This is a genomic window from Streptomyces sp. NPDC012888 (assembly GCF_042900645.1).
Classification (GTDB): Bacteria; Actinomycetota; Actinomycetes; order Streptomycetales; family Streptomycetaceae; genus Streptomyces.
In genome coordinates this window covers 212,829-229,515 of sequence record NZ_JBIBBM010000004.1, presented here as the reverse complement: position 1 = coordinate 229,515, position 16,687 = coordinate 212,829, and the positions used below count along the sequence as shown (strand labels likewise).

The 16,687-nt window shown below is 74.7% G+C and carries 10 protein-coding genes; 8 read left to right on the top strand and 2 right to left on the bottom strand.

The window, feature by feature from the left end; genetic code table 11:
- The first annotated feature begins 90 nt into the window (after positions 1-90).
- The 6 genes from ACFY61_RS08420 to fxsT all read left to right on the top strand — a co-directional run bounded on the left by ACFY61_RS08420 (position 91) and on the right by fxsT (position 10,579).
- The gene (locus ACFY61_RS08420; protein ID WP_389468668.1) at positions 91-1,101 is read left to right on the top strand and encodes an AAA family ATPase; all 1,011 of its coding nucleotides are present in this window, start codon (positions 91-93) and stop codon (positions 1,099-1,101) included.
- Positions 1,102-1,107: 6 nt separating this feature from the next.
- Entirely contained in the window at positions 1,108-4,404 is a 3,297-nt protein-coding gene (locus tag ACFY61_RS08415; RefSeq protein ID WP_389468665.1) for an SAV_2336 N-terminal domain-related protein, read from the top strand.
- 98 nt (positions 4,405-4,502) lie between these two features.
- On the top strand, positions 4,503-4,706 hold the full coding sequence (fxsA, locus tag ACFY61_RS08410) for an FxSxx-COOH cyclophane-containing RiPP peptide (protein WP_389468664.1): 204 nt from the start codon (positions 4,503-4,505) through the stop codon (positions 4,704-4,706).
- Between the two features lie 180 nt (positions 4,707-4,886).
- Positions 4,887-6,254, top strand: a complete 1,368-nt coding sequence (locus ACFY61_RS08405) for an FxsB family cyclophane-forming radical SAM/SPASM peptide maturase (RefSeq protein WP_389468662.1) — start codon at positions 4,887-4,889, stop codon at positions 6,252-6,254.
- Complete coding sequence (locus tag ACFY61_RS08400; RefSeq protein WP_389468660.1) at positions 6,251-7,516, top strand: HEXXH motif domain-containing protein; 1,266 nt, start codon at positions 6,251-6,253, stop codon at positions 7,514-7,516. Before ACFY61_RS08405 ends, ACFY61_RS08400 begins: the two co-directional genes overlap by 4 nt.
- An 84-nt stretch (positions 7,517-7,600) precedes the next feature.
- Entirely contained in the window at positions 7,601-10,579 is a 2,979-nt protein-coding gene (gene fxsT / locus ACFY61_RS08395; protein ID WP_389468658.1) for an FxSxx-COOH system tetratricopeptide repeat protein, read from the top strand.
- Positions 10,580-10,625: 46 nt separating this feature from the next.
- Here the strand turns inward: fxsT and ACFY61_RS08390 are convergent, their stop codons facing one another.
- Positions 10,626-11,612, bottom strand: a complete 987-nt coding sequence (locus ACFY61_RS08390) for a helix-turn-helix domain-containing protein (RefSeq protein ID WP_389468656.1) — start codon at positions 11,610-11,612, stop codon at positions 10,626-10,628.
- Between the two features lie 162 nt (positions 11,613-11,774).
- Between ACFY61_RS08390 and ACFY61_RS08385 the strand changes: the two genes are divergently transcribed.
- The gene (locus ACFY61_RS08385) at positions 11,775-12,122 is read left to right on the top strand and encodes a hypothetical protein (protein ID WP_389468653.1); all 348 of its coding nucleotides are present in this window, start codon (positions 11,775-11,777) and stop codon (positions 12,120-12,122) included.
- A gap of 107 nt (positions 12,123-12,229) precedes the next feature.
- Entirely contained in the window at positions 12,230-12,442 is a 213-nt protein-coding gene (locus ACFY61_RS08380; RefSeq protein WP_389468650.1) for a hypothetical protein, read from the top strand.
- Positions 12,443-12,558: 116 nt separating this feature from the next.
- On the opposite strand, the gene ACFY61_RS08375 is transcribed toward ACFY61_RS08380, so the two are convergent.
- Positions 12,559-16,473 carry a multifunctional oxoglutarate decarboxylase/oxoglutarate dehydrogenase thiamine pyrophosphate-binding subunit/dihydrolipoyllysine-residue succinyltransferase subunit gene (locus ACFY61_RS08375; protein ID WP_389468647.1) on the bottom strand — a complete coding sequence of 1,305 codons (3,915 nt, stop codon included), beginning with the start codon at positions 16,471-16,473 and terminating at the stop codon, positions 12,559-12,561.
- Positions 16,474-16,687 lie beyond the last annotated feature (214 nt).

The window sequence follows — 16,687 nt, the reverse complement described above, 5'->3', positions numbered from 1 at the left end:
GCGCCGGCCGCGCCCGGCCGCCGCCCCGGGACCCGGAACCCTCCGGTGCACCACCCCGCCCCGCACGCCCTCGCCGCAGAAGGAGCGACCGTGAACGAGGAGTGGCTGATCTACCGGGGCGTCGGCGAGCCCCACGACGGACTGGACGCCCTGCCCGACCCCCCGCCCTGGCGCGACTTCGACGGCGGCCCGCTCGTCGTACCCGGGGCCGCGGCCACCGCCCCCGACAGCGCCGCCACCCGGCGGCTCGGCGCCCACCGGCACGCCGCCGAACTGCACCGGCCCGAGCCCGAGGAACTGGAGGCCGTCAACGCCGCCCTCTACCTGCGCCGCCCGCTGCTGGTCACCGGCTACCCCGGGACCGGCAAGTCCACCCTCGCCCACGCCGTGGCCCACGAGCTGAAACTGGGCCGGGTGCTGCGCTGGCCGATCGTCTCGCGGACCGCCCTCCAGGAGGGCCTCTACCGCTACGACGCCATCGCCCGGCTCCAGGACGTGCAGATCGCCGCCGGCGGCGGATCCCCCGACGGCCCGCCCCCCATCGGCAAGTACGTCCGGCTGGGACCGCTGGGCACCGCCCTGCTGCCCACCGCCCGACCGCGGGTCCTGCTCGTCGACGAACTCGACAAGAGCGACATCGACCTGCCCAACGACCTGCTGAACGTCCTGGAGGAAGGCGAGTTCGCGCTGCCCGAGCTGGAGCGGGTGGCCGACCGCGAACCGGAGGTGGAGGTGCTCACCGACGACGGCACCAAGGTCACCGTCCGGGACGGCCGGGTCCGCTGCCGCGCCTTCCCCTTCATCATCCTGACCAGCAACGGCGAACGGGAGTTCCCCGCCGCCCTGTTGCGCCGCTGCATCCAGCTCAAGCTCGGCCAGCCCGGCGAGAAGCGCCTGGCCACCATGGTCCGCGCGCACCTCGGGGAGGAGGCGGCCCGGCTCGGCGCCGAACTCATCCGGGAGTTCCTCACCCGCTCCCGGACCGAACTCCTCGCCGCCGACCAGCTCCTGAACGCCATCTACCTCACGCACTACGCGGCACCGCCCAGCCGGGAGGACCTCGCGGACCTGATCGTCCAGCGCCTCGACCGCCCGAGGTGAGCCGCCGTGTCCGTCCCTGACCTGCGCCGGCTGGTCGGCGTCCTGCGGGCCGGGGGACTCGACCCGACCGACGAGGAACTCGCCGACGCGCTCTGGCTGGCCGGCCACACCGCCCGGGCCGCCGGACACCGCCCGGGCGGCGCCCCGCCCGCCGCGGACACCGGCGAGGAGGACGAGGACCACGACGACCGCGCCGCCCGGCCCGCCCGGCCGGCCGGGCGACGACCACCGGACCCCACCGGACGGCCCCCGGGCTCCGGCGACGACGGCCCGCTCACCCTGTACGTGCCGGGCCCCCCGGAACCCGCGACCGCCCGCGGCGGCCCGGCACAGCCACCGCCCGGCGGCGCCGCCCTGCCCGTACGGGTGCCCGGAGCGGCGGCCCTGCCCCGCATCCTCGACATCCAGCGGGCCCTGCGCGCCCTCCAGCGGCACCGGCCCCCCGGCCCGCCGGCCCGGATGGTCCTGGACGAGGCGGCCACCGCGGAGGCCAGCGCCCGGGCCCTCGGCCAGGTCATCCCCGTCCTGCGGCCCGAGACCGGACGGGAGGCCACCATCCGGCTGGTGATGGACGCCTCCCCGTCCATGGCCGTGTGGCAGGACATGTTCGACGAGCTCCGGGCCGTCTGCGAACGCCTCGGCGCCTTCCGCGACGTCCAGGCGCACTTCCTGCACCGGCAGCCGGACGGCACCCCGGCCGTCGGCCGCGGCCCGTCCCCCGGGACCGGACTCCGCTCCGCCGACCAGCTGCGCGACCCCACCCGCCGCGGCATCACCCTGGTGGTCTCCGACTGCACCGGCCCGATGTGGCGGGAGGGCCGCGCGCAGCGGCTCCTGCACCGGTGGACCGAGTGCACCCCGACCGCCATCGTCCAGCCGCTGCCGCAGCGGCTGTGGGGCCGGACCTGGCTGCCCACCGAACGCGGCACCCTCTCCCGCGTCGAGGGGGTCCCGGGCGGGCTCGGCTTCCGGGCCGGGCGGGCCGCACTGCCGGACCGGCCGGCCCCGGGCCTGGCCGTACCCGTGCTGCCGCCCAGCGCCCGGGCCCTGGGCGCCTGGGCCCGGCTCGTCGCCGGGCTCGGCACCGGGCCGGTCCCCGCCGAGGTCGGCCGGGTGCTGGCCGGGCACCCGGCGGCGGCGCCGCCCGCGCCCCGGGCCGCCCGCCCGCCGCTCGAACTCGTCCGCCGGTTCCGTTCCACGGCCTCGCCGCGCGCCGTGCAGCTGGCCGTCTACCTGTCGGCCACCCCGCTCACCCTGCCGGTGATGCGGCTGGTGCAGCGGACGATGCTGCCCGACTCGGAGCCCTCCGACCTGGCCGAGGTGCTGCTCGGCGGGTTGCTGCGGCGCACCGCCGACCAGTGGTACGAGTTCGTGCCCGGGGTGCAGGAGGTGCTGCTGGGCCCGCTGGGACGCGACGAGGCCGCGCTGGTGCTCAAGCACGCCTCCGAGTACGTGCTCCAGCACTTCGGGCAGGGCGTACGGAACTTCCCGGCGCTCGCGGCGGCCCAGCTCACCGGCGAACCGGCGGCCGAGCCCGGCCCGGACGCGCCACCCGAACCCTGCCCGGGGCACCGGGCGGCCGCGTCCCCGCTGCCGCAGGCCTTCGCCCAGGTCTCCGCCAAGGTCGTGAGCCGCTACCTGCCGGGGCCGCCGCCCGGCCCCGCGACCCCCTCCGCCACCCCCCTCCCGGACCGCGACGAGGCCGTACGTGCGGCCCGCGCCCGGCTCGCCGCGTACGACCGCGACGGCGGCCAGCGGGCGCTGCACGAGGCGGTGGCGATGCTCCGGCGCGCGGTGGCCGCGAACGGCGCGGGCGGCCCGGCCGGCGCGGCCGGCGACCCGGGCCCGTACCCGGCCGGCCCGCCGGCCCGGGGGACGCCCGGCGAGGCGGAACACGAACTCGCCGGCGCCCTGCTGCGGTTGTGGACCCTGCTCCGGGACCCGGAACTGCTGGCAGAGGCGGAGGCGGCGGTCGGCCCGCTGCCCGGACCGCGGGCCCGGGCGATGCTGGGCCGCGTCCTGGCGGAACGCGCCCGGCTCGCCGGGCCGGCCGGCGAGGCGGAACTCCTCGCGGCCGCCGAGCGGGAGTTCGCCTCGGTGGGCCCCGGCTCCGTCGGCGACCGGGAGTTCGAGGTGGACTGCGCGGTCCGCCGCGCCGGGGCGCTCACCCGGCTGCACGCCCTCCGCGCCGAGGCGGAGCTGCTCCACCGGGCCCACTCCGCCCTGGAGGCCTGGGTGGACGCGCTGCGCGCCGACACCGGCGGGGGGCGGACCTGGCCCGACCGCGGTTCCCCCCTGCTGCTGGCCTCGGGCCGGGTCCTGCTCGCCCTGGCCGAACACGAGGAGGACCCGGAGCGTCGCGCGGCCTGGGCCGAGCGGGCCGCCGGCCGGCTCGGGGAGGGGCTGCGGGCGATGCCCGCCCGGGGCGGCAAGGGCAGCCGGCGCGAACACGCCCGGGCGCAGGTGGACCTGGCCGGGGCGCTGCGGTTCCTGCCCGCCCGGCTGGAGGAGGCCGTCGCGCGGCTCGCCGAAGCCCTGGCCGAGGCGGCCGGGGAACCCGAACTGATGCCCGCCGCGCTGGTCTGCCTGGCCCGCGTGCACCGGTCCCGGTACGCCCAAGGGGGCGCGCCCCAGGCGCTGGAAGCGGCCGCCGAGGCGTACGGGCGGGCCCGGCGGCTGCTGCCCCGCGACGGCGAGGCGTTCGCCGAGCTGCTGCCCGAGTGGGGTGAGGTCCTGCTGGAGCGGGCCAGGGCCGAGGACGGCCGCCGCTTCGCCTCGGCTGCCGTACGGGTGCTGCGGGACAGCCGGGCGGCCGTCCCGCAGTCCGACCCGGGAGCGGCCCGGCGGCTGCTGAGGCTGGCCGACGGGCTGCGGCTGCGCCACGCCTACGAGGGCGACCTGGTCGACCTGCGCGAGGCCGAGTACCTGCTGGAGCTCGCCGTACGGGCCGGTCACGACCCGCTCGACCGGGCCCTCGCCTGGCGCGAACACGGCGACGTGCAGCGGGAGATCCACACCCGCACCCGGGCCGTGGACCGGCTGGACCGCGCCGCGGACTCCTACCGGCGGGCCTGGCGGGCCGCTCTGGAGGCCGACCGGGCGGGCCGGGGCGAGCCCGCCGCCCGGCTCGCGGCCCGGGCACAGCAGCTGCGCGGCGAGGTGCTGGAGCGGTTGGAGCGGCCCCGGGCGGCCCTGGACGCCTACCGGGCGGCGCTGGAGCTGTGGCTGCCGCTGGACGCGGAGACCGACCGGGACCTGCGGGCGGCGACCCTCGCACGGGTGCGCGCCCTGGGGGGCCGGTGAACGGCGGCGGCCGGGCCGGGCCGTTTCCGCCCGGCCGGCCACGGGAAAGGGCAGTGGGTCGCACGGCCCGGACGGCACACGAGGGGGCAGGGCAGCAGATGGTGGCGAAGCATCAGCGACACGGGGGCGCCCCCGCCGGAACGGCGGCCTGCGCCGGCGGCCTGCCGGACCTCTCCGGCTTCGACCTGGCCGCGCTGCGGGGCATCGACCACCCCGTGCTCGCAGAGGTGATCGAGAGCATGGTGGAACGCGTCACCCACCCCGCGGAGATCCTCAACGCCTTCGACTCCGGCGTCGACTAGCGCCGGCCGCGGCCCGCGGGGCCGCCCACCTGCCGCGTCCCGTGGTCGGCCCACTGAGGCGGGACGCGGCGGGACGCGGCCGGAGGCGGACGGACGCGGTCCCGGGTTGACCACTTTCCGCCGTTAGCCGCACCTCCGCGCAGGGCAGGGATGGACCGTCCGCAGCGGGAGGGACAGGCGATGAGGCACACGACCACACCGGAGTCCGTGTTGCCCGCGCACCGCCTCCACGCCCCCTGGCCGTACGCCCGGCTGGACGTCCCCGCGCTCCGCGCCGCCGGCCACCGCCCCTACCCCGTACGGCAGTTCGTCCTGAAGACCCGCAGCCGCTGCAACCTCGCCTGCACCTACTGCTACGTGTACGGGATGGCCGACCAGAGCTGGCGGGCCAGGCCCGCCGCCATGACCCCCGCCACGATCCGGCTCGCCGCACACCGGATCGCCGAACACGCAGCCACCCACCGGCCCGCCCGCGTCGACCTGGTCCTGCACGGCGGCGAACCCCTGCTCGCCCCGGCCGGCCGCCTGACCGCACCCGTGGACGCCATCCGCGCCGAACTGGCCCGAAGCGCGCCGGCCACCCGGGTCACCGCCACCGTCCAGACCAACGGCACCCTGCTCACCCCCCGCCGCCTCGACGCGCTGGCCGCCGCCGGCGTCCGCGTCGGCGTCAGCCTCGACGGCGGCCTGCCCGCGCACAACACCCGCCGGGTGGACCACTCCGGCCGCCCCGGCTTCGCCGCCGTCGCCCGGGGACTGCGCCTGCTCGCCCTCCGCCCGGAGAGCTACGCCGGGGTGCTGTGCGTGGTGGACCCCGCCCAGGACCCGGTCGAGACCTACGAATCCCTGCTCGGCTTCGCCCCGCCCGCCATCGGGCTGCTGCTCCCCCTGGCCAACTGGAACACCCCGCCGCCCGGGTCCCGGCCCGGGGCCACCCCGTACGCGGACTGGCTGACCGCCGTCTTCGAACGCTGGTGGCACGACGAGGTCCGGCGCACCCGCGTCCGGCTCTTCGAGGAGATCATCGCCCTGCTGCTCGGACTTCCCGCCGCCACCGAATCGCTGGGACTGGCCCCCGCGACCACCGCCGTGATCGAGACCGACGGCAGCATCGAACAGGCCGACTCCCTGAAATCGGCCTACGAGGGCGCCGCCGGGACCGGACTCACCCTGGACCGGCACGGCTTCGACGACCTCCTCGACCACCCCGGACTCGTCGCCCGCCAGCTGGGCCGGGCCGCGCTCGCCGCCGCCTGCCGCTCCTGCGAGCTGGTCGAGGTCTGCGGCGGCGGCCACTACCCGCACCGCTACCGCGCCGGACATGGATTCCGGCAGCCCTCCGTGTACTGCGCCGACCTCCAGGCGCTGATCCGGCACATCGCCACCGCCCTGCACCGAGCAGCGACCACGGCACCAGCCCCGCCCACCGCGCCCACCGCGCCAGCCGGGCTCGTCCCGCCCGCGGGGAGCGTCGCCGCGGCCCCGCCCGGCGCGTCCGGACCGGACGCAGCCGCCGGCGCCGGCCTCGGCCGGGGGGCCGACCGATGAGTGGGGAGCGCGGGGCCGGCGTCACGGTCGCGCTCGCCCCGCTCACCGTGCCCCGGCAGACCCTGCGCGCCCTCGCCGGGACCGAACCGTCCCCCGAGGGCACCCGTCTCGTCCAGGACGTCCGCTGGTCCAAGCGGCTCGTCGTACTGCGCGCCATCCTCGACGCCGCACCCCCCGGCGAGACCCACGACCACTGGCAGCTGCTGGAGGCCGCCGAGCGCCACCACCCCGACGCCGTCCGCGACGTGCTGCTCTACCCGGCCACCGGCGTCTGGGCCGAGGAGACCCTGCGGCGGCTGCACGACCCGGACGGCCCGCCCGCCGACCTCGCGCACCTCGGCGCCCTCGCGGCCGCCGCGGCCCTGCGCGCCGGCCTGCCCTTCACGACCGTGCTGAGGCCCGTGCAGGGCCGGGTCGCCCTCCCCACCCTCGGGCTCCTGCGGCCCGCCCGCCCCGGCCGGGCCGCCCTCGACGAACGCTCCTGGGACCCCGACGACCCCGCCGTGCTGCCCCTGCACACCCTGCCCACCGGCCGGACCGTCCTCGACGACCTCGACCCCTACCGCGCCCCGTCCCACACCGGCAGCGTCCGGCCCGCCCGCCGGCTCACCCCCAAGGGCCACAAGCGGTGGGACACCCAGTGGTCCGGCGCGCAGACCCTGCTGGAGCGTTACGACACCGCCCGCGCGGGCGAGATCGGCGAACTCCTCCGCTCGGTGGTGCCCCTGGCCGGCGGTGCCCGCTCCGCGGGCGCCACCCTCCCGGCCGCCGCCGGCAGCGTCCTCGCCCGCGGCCAGGCCCCGCCCGCGCTCGCCGCCACCCTCGTCCACGAGGTCCAGCACGGCAAACTCGGCGCGCTCACCGACGTACTGCCCCTGCACACCGCCGACCGCACACCCCGCTACTGGGCCCCGTGGCGCACCGACCCGCGCCCCCTGGAAGGCCTGCTGCACGGCACCCACGCCCACCTGGCCCTGGCCGGCTACTGGCAGCGCGCCGCCCTCTACGGAGCCCGGGCCGCCTGGGCCGGCCACGCCCGCTGCCGCGCCCAGGTCGCCGCCGTCCTGCCCGTCCTCCGCCACGAGCCCCGACTCACCGCCGCCGGGCGGGAGTTCGTGGACGCCATGATCGAGGCCGAGCAGGCCATGGACGCGCTCGCGCCCCCCGGCGACCAGCACGCCACCGCCCGCCGGGCCCTGGACCTGGAACGCCGCGCCTGGCGCGCGGCGCACCCCGAACTCGCCGCCTCCGCAGCCGGTTGAGCCGCCCGTCCCTGCGCTACATTCGTCTCTCGACACGCAGGTCACACCCCCCGTCCACGCCCGGATACCAGGGAGACGGCCAGCATGACCACCAGCGCCGCGACCGCACAGCGATTCGTCATCAGCTACGCCGGGTTCAACCGCCCCTGGGCGGTGTGGATCGCCCACCGGCTGGAGGAACACGGCCACCGCGTCACCCTCCAGCGCTGGGACCCCCACCGCAGCTCCGGGCTGGCAGAAGCCCTCGACGACCTCGCCCGGGCCGGCGCCCGCGTGCTGGTGGTGCTCAGCGAGCGCTACCTGTCGGCCGGCACCCACACCGAAGACGAATGGAACGCAGCGCTCCGCACGGTCACCGAAGCCCATCCCGACCGGTTCGCCGCCGTCAGCCTGACCGACGCGCCCATGCCCAGCGCCGTCGCCGCCCTGGAGAAGACCGACCTGTGGGGGCTGGACGCCTACGAGGCCGAGTACCGGGTACTGCGCCGGCTCGAACTGCCCACCGACCGGGTCGGCGCCGAGACCGGCCGCCGCGGCCCCCGGTTCCCCAACGACCCGCCCGAGATCTGGGGACGGGTCCCGCGCCGCAACCCGCGCTTCACCGGCCGCAGCAACGTCATCGCCGACCTGCGCGAAGCCCTCGCGGGGGCCCCGCCCGGCGCCTCCACCGTGACCCTGCTCGGCCTGTCCGGCGTCGGCAAGACGCAGGTCGCCACCGAGTACGCCTACCGGTTCTCCTCCGAGTACGACGTGGTCTGGTGGGTGCCCGCCGAGGACCGGCCCACCCTGCGCGAACGGCTCGCCGACCTCGCCCCCGCCCTCGGACTGCCCCGCGGCGCGGGCAGCTACGGCGAGCAGATCCGGGCCGTCCTGGAGGCGCTGCGCCGCGGCACCCCGTACGCCCGCTGGCTGCTCGTCTTCGACGGCTGCGACAGCCCGGACGACCTCGCCGACCTGCTGCCCACCGGCGCCGGCCACGTCATCATCACCTCCCGGAACCGGGAGTGGGCCTCCCGGCACACCCAGGTCATGGAGGTGCCCCTGTACGCCCGGCCGGAGTCGATCACGTTCATCCGCCGCCGGGCCCGCCGCCTGACCGGAGAGGAGGCCGACCAGCTCGCCGAGGCACTGGAGGACTACCCGCTCGCCCTGGACCAGACCGCCGGCTGGCTCGCCGACTCCGCCCTGCCGGTGGGCGACTACCTGACCCTGCTCCAGCGCCGGCTGGACTCCCGGGAGGCGGTGACCGTCTCCGAGGACTATCCGCTGCCCTTCCCGACCGCGCTGGCGATACTGCTGAACAACGTCCGGGAGAACTTCCCCGACGCCCTCGACCTGCTGCGGCTGTTCGTGTTCTTCGCCCCCGGCCGGGTGCCGCTGAGACTGCTCCGGGAGTTCCCCGCCGAGGGCGTGCCCGAGCAGCTGGCCGGGCTCATCAACGACCAGGTCCGCTGGAACGCGGCCCTGAACAAGCTCGTCCAGTTCTCCGTCGTCCGGCTGGAGTACTCCGACCTCGCGGTGGAGGAGGGCGGCGGCACCGAGACCGTCCAGCTCCACCGCATGGTGCACGGCATCGTCAGGGAGAACCTCGACGAGGGGACCGCCGCCTCGCTCTCCCGTGCCGTACGGCAGGTCCTGGCGGCCTCCGACCCCGGCCGGCCCACGGACTCCCGGCTCTGGCCCCGCTACGCCGAACTCATCCCGCACCTGGAGCCGGCCGGGGTGCCGGCCAGCTCCAACCCGCGCATCCAGAACTTCCTGCTGCACTGCCTGCGCTACCTCATGCTGGCCGGCGAGTACCGCACCTGCCTGCGGCTGGCCGAACAGACCGACTCCGCCTGGCGGGCCATGCTCGGCGACGACCACGACCAGGTCCGCGAGCTCAGCTACCACTACGGCGGCGCCCTGCGCATGCTCGGCCACTACCGCCGGGCCGAGTTCCTCGGCCGCACCGTCGCCGAACGGCTGCGCGCCGAACGCGGGGACCGCGACCTGGAGACGCTGCGTGCCCTGAGCACGTACGCGGCGGTCCTGCTCAGCACCGCCCGGTTCGAGCAGGCCCGGGAGCTGCTGGAGCACTGCTTCGCCGGCTACCGCGAACTGCTCGGCGAGGACGACGTCATGACCCTCAACGCCGAGAACAACGTGGCCGTGGTGCTGCGGCTGCTCGGCCGCTACCAGGAGTCCTACGAGACCGACCTGGACACGCTGCGCCGCCGCGAACGGGTGCTGCGGGTCCGGCACATCGCCACCCTGTCCAGCGGCATCGGCTGCGCGATGGGCCTGCGGCTGATGGGCCGCTACCGGGAGGCGCTGGCCCGCCAGGAGCAGGGGCTGAAGCTGAACGCGGCGGTGCTCGGCGAGAACCACCCGCAGACCCTGCGGGCCGAGCACAACCTGGGGCAGTGCCTGCGCAGGTCCGGGGACATCCCCGGGGCCGGCGCCCGGCTGCGCAGCGTCCTGGAACGCTCCACCCGGGTGCACGGGGCGGAGTTCCCGTGGACGCTGATGGTGGCCTCGGACTACGCGACGTACCTCCGCGAGTACGGGGACATCGACGAGGCCCGCCGGCTCTCCGAGCAGGTGGTCCGCGGCTACCAGACACAGCTGGGCCTGGCCCACCCGTACAGCATCGGCACGGTCGGCAACCTCGGGCTGGTGCTGCGCGCGCAGGGCGAGCGCACGGAGGCGCTGAGCCTGTGCGAACAGGCGCTGGTCGGGATGCGGAACGCCATGGGGGACCGGCACCCGTGGACCCTCGGCTGCGCCGTCAACGCGGCCGGCTGCCGCAACATCACCGGCCGCCGCGAGGACGCGCTGGCCCTCGACCGCGACACCCTGCGCACGGCCGAGCAGGTGCTCGGCCCGGACCACCCCATGTCCCTCACCCTGCAGATCTCCCTGGCGGCGGACCTGCGGGCGGTGCAGCAGGACGAGGAGGCCCAGGCGCACGAGGACGCGGCGATCCGCGCCCTGGCCCGCACCCTCGGCCCCCAGCACGTCCACACGGTCTCGGCCCGCCAGCGGATGCGCCCGTACTGGGACTTCGAGCCCCAGCCGTAGGGCCGTGCCGGCGGCGGGGGAGGGCCGGGAGACCGGCCCTCCGCACCTACGACAGCCAGCCCTCCCGGACGGCGCGCACACCCGCCTCGAAGCGGCTGCGCGCCCCCAGGCGTTCCATCAGGCCCGTCGCCACGCGGCGGGCGGTCCGGTGCGAGACGCCCAGCCGCTTCGCGATGGCCTCGTCGGTGAACCCGTCGGCCAGCAGCTTCAGCGCCGTCGACTCCGTGTCGGTCAGGCCGCACTCGTCGCGGCGGCCGCGCTCGCCCAGCGGCTTCGCCGTCTCCCACACGCTCTCGAACAGCGCGCACAGCGCCGTGAGCGTGCCCTGGCCGGTGAGCACCACGGCGCCGGCCGCGGTGTCGTCGCTGTTGACCGGGATCACGGCGGTGGACCGGTCCGTGATGATCATGCGGATGGGCAGCGTGGGCGCGGTGCGCGCCTGCCGCCCGAGCTCGCTGAGCCACTCCGCGTAGGCGACGGTGTGGGGGCTGTTGCGCACGCTGTCCAGGTAGACCGTACGCATTCGCACACCCCGCCTGAGCAGGGCCTCGTCCAGCGGACGGGAGGCCTCCAGGTTCTCCGGGGTCTGCTCCCCGTCCGGGGCGAAGACCATCACCTCGTGCTCGACCTCGCGGTGCAGCAGGCTGAGCCGCTCACGGATCCGGTCCAGTCCGACCAGCTGCTCGACGCCGGGCTCGGAGGAGTCGGGGCGCAGGTCGGCGTACTCGGAGATGAGCTGCGCGGCCGCGGCCCGGGAGGCCTCGATCCGCTGCTGCTGGGCCGCGAGTTCGGCCTGCTGCCGGGCCAGCAGGATCTCCATGCCGACGTCCGGGCTGACCGCGCGGAGCCGGCCCGGCTCCTCGTACGACGGCCGGACGAGAGCGAGCTCGCTCAGCTGGTCGAGACCGGCGCGGACCGCCTCCCGTTCCACCCCCAGGCGGTCGGCGATCTCGGCTACCCCCGCACGCGGATGCGCCAGCATCGCGCGGTAGACGGCCTCTGTCTGTCTGTCGAGACCCAGAAGGGTCAACATACGCGCCCCCATTGCATGATCTTGGTCCTGATAATCGCACGCTTTCACGCGCGGAGGAGTGCCGGAAGGGCTCCGGAGCGCTGTTGGCCCCTTCCGTCCAGTGCCACAACGGGCCACCGGCGCGCTCTGGCCCGCGGGCGACGCACTTGCAAACCTCGGAGCATGTACCTGATTCACGCTCAGCTGCTCGCGCCGCCCGGTACGACCCTCCCGGCTGACGCCGCCCGGTACGCGCTCGCCCTCGCACGCCCGCACGAGGGCGTCGAGCACGTCACTCCCCACCCGCACGCGCTGCCCCATCCCGTCCTCGGGGTGTTCCTGGTGGCCGACTCCCTGCACGAGGCCGAGGACCGTGCGGCGGCGCTGTGCCGGCGGCTCCTGGAGTGCCATGAGGGGATGGCCGGCTGGGGCCTGCGCAGGGCCGAAGTGCCGTTGCTGGCCCCATTGGGTCATGGACCATTGGGTCCACTGGAAAGCCCTTCCACCCCTTCCGAGCTGCGGCGAAAGTAGTTCTCGCCAGCAGGGAACACCGCCCGGCAGGCGACACCGGCACCGAATCACCGCGGGATGCGGGCCGGATCCGTCCACGAAGCGCCACCACCGAAGGGTCGACAGTCATGAACGCCGTCCGTAACGCCAAGGCCGCCGCGGTCACCGTCCTCGCCGCCGGATCCCTGCTGCTCGGCACCGCCGCCGTCCAGGCCACCGCCGCCCTGCCGAAGAACGACTTCGGCTGGCAGTCCGTCACCGCCGCCTCCCTGCCGAAGAACGACTTCGGCTGGCAGACCACCCCGGCCGGCGCGCCGCTGGGTGACCTCGGCCGGCAGTAGCCGGACGCGCCGCGCAGCCGCACCTGCAGGGCGGCTGATCCGGACCGGACGCCGGAAGGCCCGGCCCCCCAGGGGGCCGGGCCTTCCGCATCGCCGGTGGCGGCGTACCGCCGGGACTAGGCCTCGAAGACCTCGTTGATCAGCTGGACCTGCTCGGCCTGGTGGCGCTTGGCCGAGCCGACCGCCGGGGACGAGCCGTGCGGCCGGGAGATCCGGCGCAGGCGCTCGCCCGCCGGGATGTCCGCGCCGACGGCCAGGTCGAGGTGGTCGATCAGGTTGAGCGCGATGAACGGCCAGGCACCCTGGTTCGCCGGCTCCTCCTGGGCCCAGATGTACTTCGCCGCGTTCGGGTACTTGGCGATCTCCGCCTGGAGCTCCGCACCCGGCAGCGGGTACAGGCGCTCGATGCGGATGATCGCGGTGTCCGTGACGCCGCGCTTGACCCGCTCGGCCTCCAGGTCGTAGTAGACCTTGCCCGCGCAGAACACGACCTTGCGGACCGCGTTCGGGTCCACCGTCGAGTCGCCGATCACCGGGCGGAAGGAACCGCTGGTGAACTCCTCGGCCTTCGACGCCGCCGCCTTCAGACGCAGCATCGACTTCGGGGTGAAGACGATCAGCGGCTTGTGGTGCGGGTTGTGGACCTGCCAGCGCAGCAGGTGGAAGTAGTTCGACGGCAGGGTCGGCATGGCCACCGTCATGTTGTTCTGGGCGCACAGCTGCAGGAACCGCTCGGGGCGGGCGGAGCTGTGGTCCGGGCCCTGGCCCTCGTAGCCGTGCGGGAGGAGCAGGGTGACGCCGGAGGTCTGGCCCCACTTCTGCTCGGCCGAGGAGATGAACTCGTCCACGACGGTCTGCGCGCCGTTGACGAAGTCACCGAACTGGGCCTCCCACAGGACCAGCGCGTCCGGACGGGCCAGCGAGTAGCCGTACTCGAAGCCCATCGCCGCGTACTCGGACAGCAGCGAGTCGTAGACGTTGAACCGGGCCTGGTCGTCCGACAGGTACAGCAGCGGGGTGTAGTCCTCGCCGGTCTCCCGGTCGATGAGCACCGCGTGCCGCTGGCCGAAGGTGCCGCGGCGGGAGTCCTGGCCGGACAGCCGGACCGGGGTGCCCTCCATCAGCAGCGAACCGAAGGCCAGGGTCTCGCCCATGCCCCAGTCGATGGTGCCGTCGTCGATCATCGCCGCGCGGCGCTGCAGCTGCGGCAGCAGACGCGGGTGGACGGTGACGTTGTCCGGGATGTTGACCTGGGACTCGGCGATCCGCTTGACGACCTCGAAGGACACCGCGGTACCGACCTCGGCCGGGAACTCCGCCTGCTCCACCGGGGCCGGGATGCCCGCGGCCGGCTCGGTGGCGGCCTCGCGGACCTCCGCGAACACCTTCTCCAGCTGGCCCTGGAAGTCCTGCAGGGCCTGCTCGGCCTCTTCCAGGGTGATGTCGCCGCGACCGATGAGCGACTCGGTGTACAGCTTGCGCACCGAACGCTTCTTGTCGATCAGGTCGTACATCAGCGGCTGCGTGAACGCCGGGTTGTCCGACTCGTTGTGACCGCGGCGGCGGTAGCAGATCAGGTCGATGACGACGTCCTTGTTGAACGCCTGGCGGAACTCGAAGGCGAGCCGCGCGACGCGGACCACGGCCTCCGGGTCGTCACCGTTCACGTGGAAGATCGGCGCCTCGATCATGCGGGCCACGTCGGTGGCGTACATGGAGGAGCGCGAGGACGTCGGCGCGGCGGTGAAGCCGACCTGGTTGTTGATGACGATGTGGACCGTGCCGCCGGTGCGGTAGCCGCGCAGCTGCGACATGTTCAGCGTCTCGGCCACGACGCCCTGGCCGGCGAAGGCCGCGTCGCCGTGCAGGGCGACCGGCAGGACGGTGAAGTCCGTGCCGCCCTTGTTGATCAGGTCCTGCTTGGCGCGGACCACGCCCTCCAGGACCGGGTCCACCGCCTCCAGGTGCGAGGGGTTCGCGACCAGGGAGACCTTGATCTGCTCGCCGTCGAGGCCGGTGAAGGTGCCCTCGGCACCCAGGTGGTACTTGACGTCGCCCGAGCCGTGCATGGACTTCGGGTCGAGGTTCCCCTCGAACTCCCGGAAGATCTGCGCGTACGACTTGCCGACGATGTTCGCCAGCACGTTCAGGCGGCCGCGGTGGGCCATGCCGATGGCGACCTCGTCGAGGCGGGCCTCGGCCGCGGAGTCGATGACCGCGTCGAGCAGCGGGATGACCGACTCGCCGCCCTCCAGCGAGAACCGCTTCTGGCCGACGTACTTCGTCTGCAGGAAGGTCTCGAACGCCTCGGCGGCGTTCAGGCGGCGCAGGATGCGCAGCTGCTCCTCGCGCTCCGGCTTGGTGTGCGGGCGCTCGATGCGGTCCTGGATCCACTTGCGCTGCTTGGGGTCCTGGATGTGCATGAACTCGACGCCGGTCGTGCGGCAGTACGAGTCGCGCAGCACGCCGAGGATGTCGCGGAGCTTCATCATCGACTTGCCGGCGAAGCCGCCGACCGCGAACTCCCGCTCCAGGTCCCACAGGGTGAGGCCGTGCTCGGTGATGTCCAGGTCGGGGTGCTTGCGCTGCTTGTACTCCAGCGGGTCGGTGTCGGCCATGACGTGGCCGCGGACCCGGTAGGAGTGGATCAGCTCGAAGACGCGGGCGGCCTTGGTGACGTCGTCGTCGTGGCTGGCGTCGATGTCCCGGAGCCAGCGGACCGGCTCGTACGGGATGCGCAGCGACTCGAAGACGTCGTCGTAGAAGCCGTTCTCGCCGAGGAGCAGGTTGGCGACGATCCGCAGGAACTCGCCGGAGGCCGCGCCCTGGATGACCCGGTGGTCGTAGGTCGAGGTCAGGGTCATGACCTTGGAGATGCCCAGCTTGTTCAGGGTGTCCTGGGAGGTGCCCTGGAACTCGGCGGGGTAGTCCATGGAGCCGACGCCCATGATGACGGACTGCCCGGGCATCAGGCGGGGCACGGAGTGGACGGTGCCCAGGCCGCCGGGGTTGGTCAGGGAGACGGTGACGCCGGTGAAGTCGTCCATCGTCAGCTTGCCGACCCGGGCGCGGCGGACGATGTCCTCGTACGCCTGCCAGAACTCGAAGAAGTTGAGGGTCTCGGCCTTCTTGATGCCGGCCACGACCAGCTGGCGGTCGCCGTTCGGCTTCACCAGGTCGATGGCGAGGCCGAAGTTGACGTGCTCCGGCTTGACCAGGGTGGGCTTGCCGTCCTTCTCCGCGAAGGACCAGTTCATCGAGGGCATCGCCTTGATGGCCTGGACCATCGCGTAGCCGATCAGGTGCGTGAAGGAGATCTTCCCGCCCCGGGCCCGCTTGAGGTGGTTGTTGATGACGATCCGGTTGTCGAACAGCAGCTTCACCGGGACGGCGCGGACGGACGTGGCCGTCGGGACGTCGAGGGAGGCGTTCATGTTCTTCGCCACGGCCGCGGCCGGGCCGCGGAGCGTCACCAGCTCGGGGCCCGCGGGGGCCTCGGTGGAGGGCGCGGCCTTGGGGGCGGCGGGCGCGGGGACCGCCGGAGCGGCGGCCGGGGTCTGGGAGGTGACAGTCACAGCAGGGGCACCAGAGGGGTCGGCAGGAGCAGGGGCGGGTGCTGACACGGGAGCGGTCGCGGCGGCGGTGGTCGCGGCGGCGGTGGAGGTCGTGGCGCCGGCCGCCCCCGTGGCGGCGGCGTCGGTGACCCGGGTCGCCGGGGCGTCGGAAGCCGGGGCGGCCGGAGCGGCCGTGGCGGGAGCCGGGGTCGCGGCGACGGCGGTGGTGGCGGCCTGTGCGGAGGCGCCATCCGTCGTCGTGGACTGTTCCGCCTTCACCGGAGCGGCAGCGCCCCCCGGCTTGTAGTCGGCGAAGAAGTCCCACCAGGCCCGGTCGACCGAGTTCGGGTCCTGGAGGTACTGCTGGTAGATCTCGTCGACGAGCCACTCGTTGGCTCCGAAGCCTGAGGCAGGGTTCTTCCCGCCCTCTGCTGCTTCGGTCGTGGTACTCGGGTTACTGGGGGACTGTGGCGACACGGCGGCAACCGCCCTCTTCCGCTTCACAAGGTATGGACAGCGGGAATAAAGGCTACGCCTCCCCGGGCGGGAGATGCAGACCGGGCGGGAGATCCGTCACGTAGGTCACACCGAACGGCGGGTTTCGCCGCCCGGAATGGCGGGAAACAAGCGTGGTTCGGGTACGGCTGACCGTGGTTGCGGCCCCCTGGCTTCGCACCCCTGACGGATCCCG

Excerpts from the sequence above, each read along its gene's own strand:
- fxsA (WP_389468664.1), top strand. The coding sequence starts at position 4,503 with ATGGTGGCGAAGCATCAGCGACACGGGGGCGCCCCCGCCGGAACGGCG.
- ACFY61_RS08405 (WP_389468662.1), top strand. The coding sequence starts at position 4,887 with ATGAGGCACACGACCACACCGGAGTCCGTGTTGCCCGCGCACCGCCTC.
- ACFY61_RS08400 (WP_389468660.1), top strand. The coding sequence starts at position 6,251 with ATGAGTGGGGAGCGCGGGGCCGGCGTCACGGTCGCGCTCGCCCCGCTC.
- fxsT (WP_389468658.1), top strand. The coding sequence starts at position 7,601 with ATGACCACCAGCGCCGCGACCGCACAGCGATTCGTCATCAGCTACGCC.
- ACFY61_RS08390 (WP_389468656.1), bottom strand. The coding sequence starts at position 11,612 with ATGTTGACCCTTCTGGGTCTCGACAGACAGACAGAGGCCGTCTACCGC.
- ACFY61_RS08385 (WP_389468653.1), top strand. The coding sequence starts at position 11,775 with ATGTACCTGATTCACGCTCAGCTGCTCGCGCCGCCCGGTACGACCCTC.
- ACFY61_RS08380 (WP_389468650.1), top strand. The coding sequence starts at position 12,230 with ATGAACGCCGTCCGTAACGCCAAGGCCGCCGCGGTCACCGTCCTCGCC.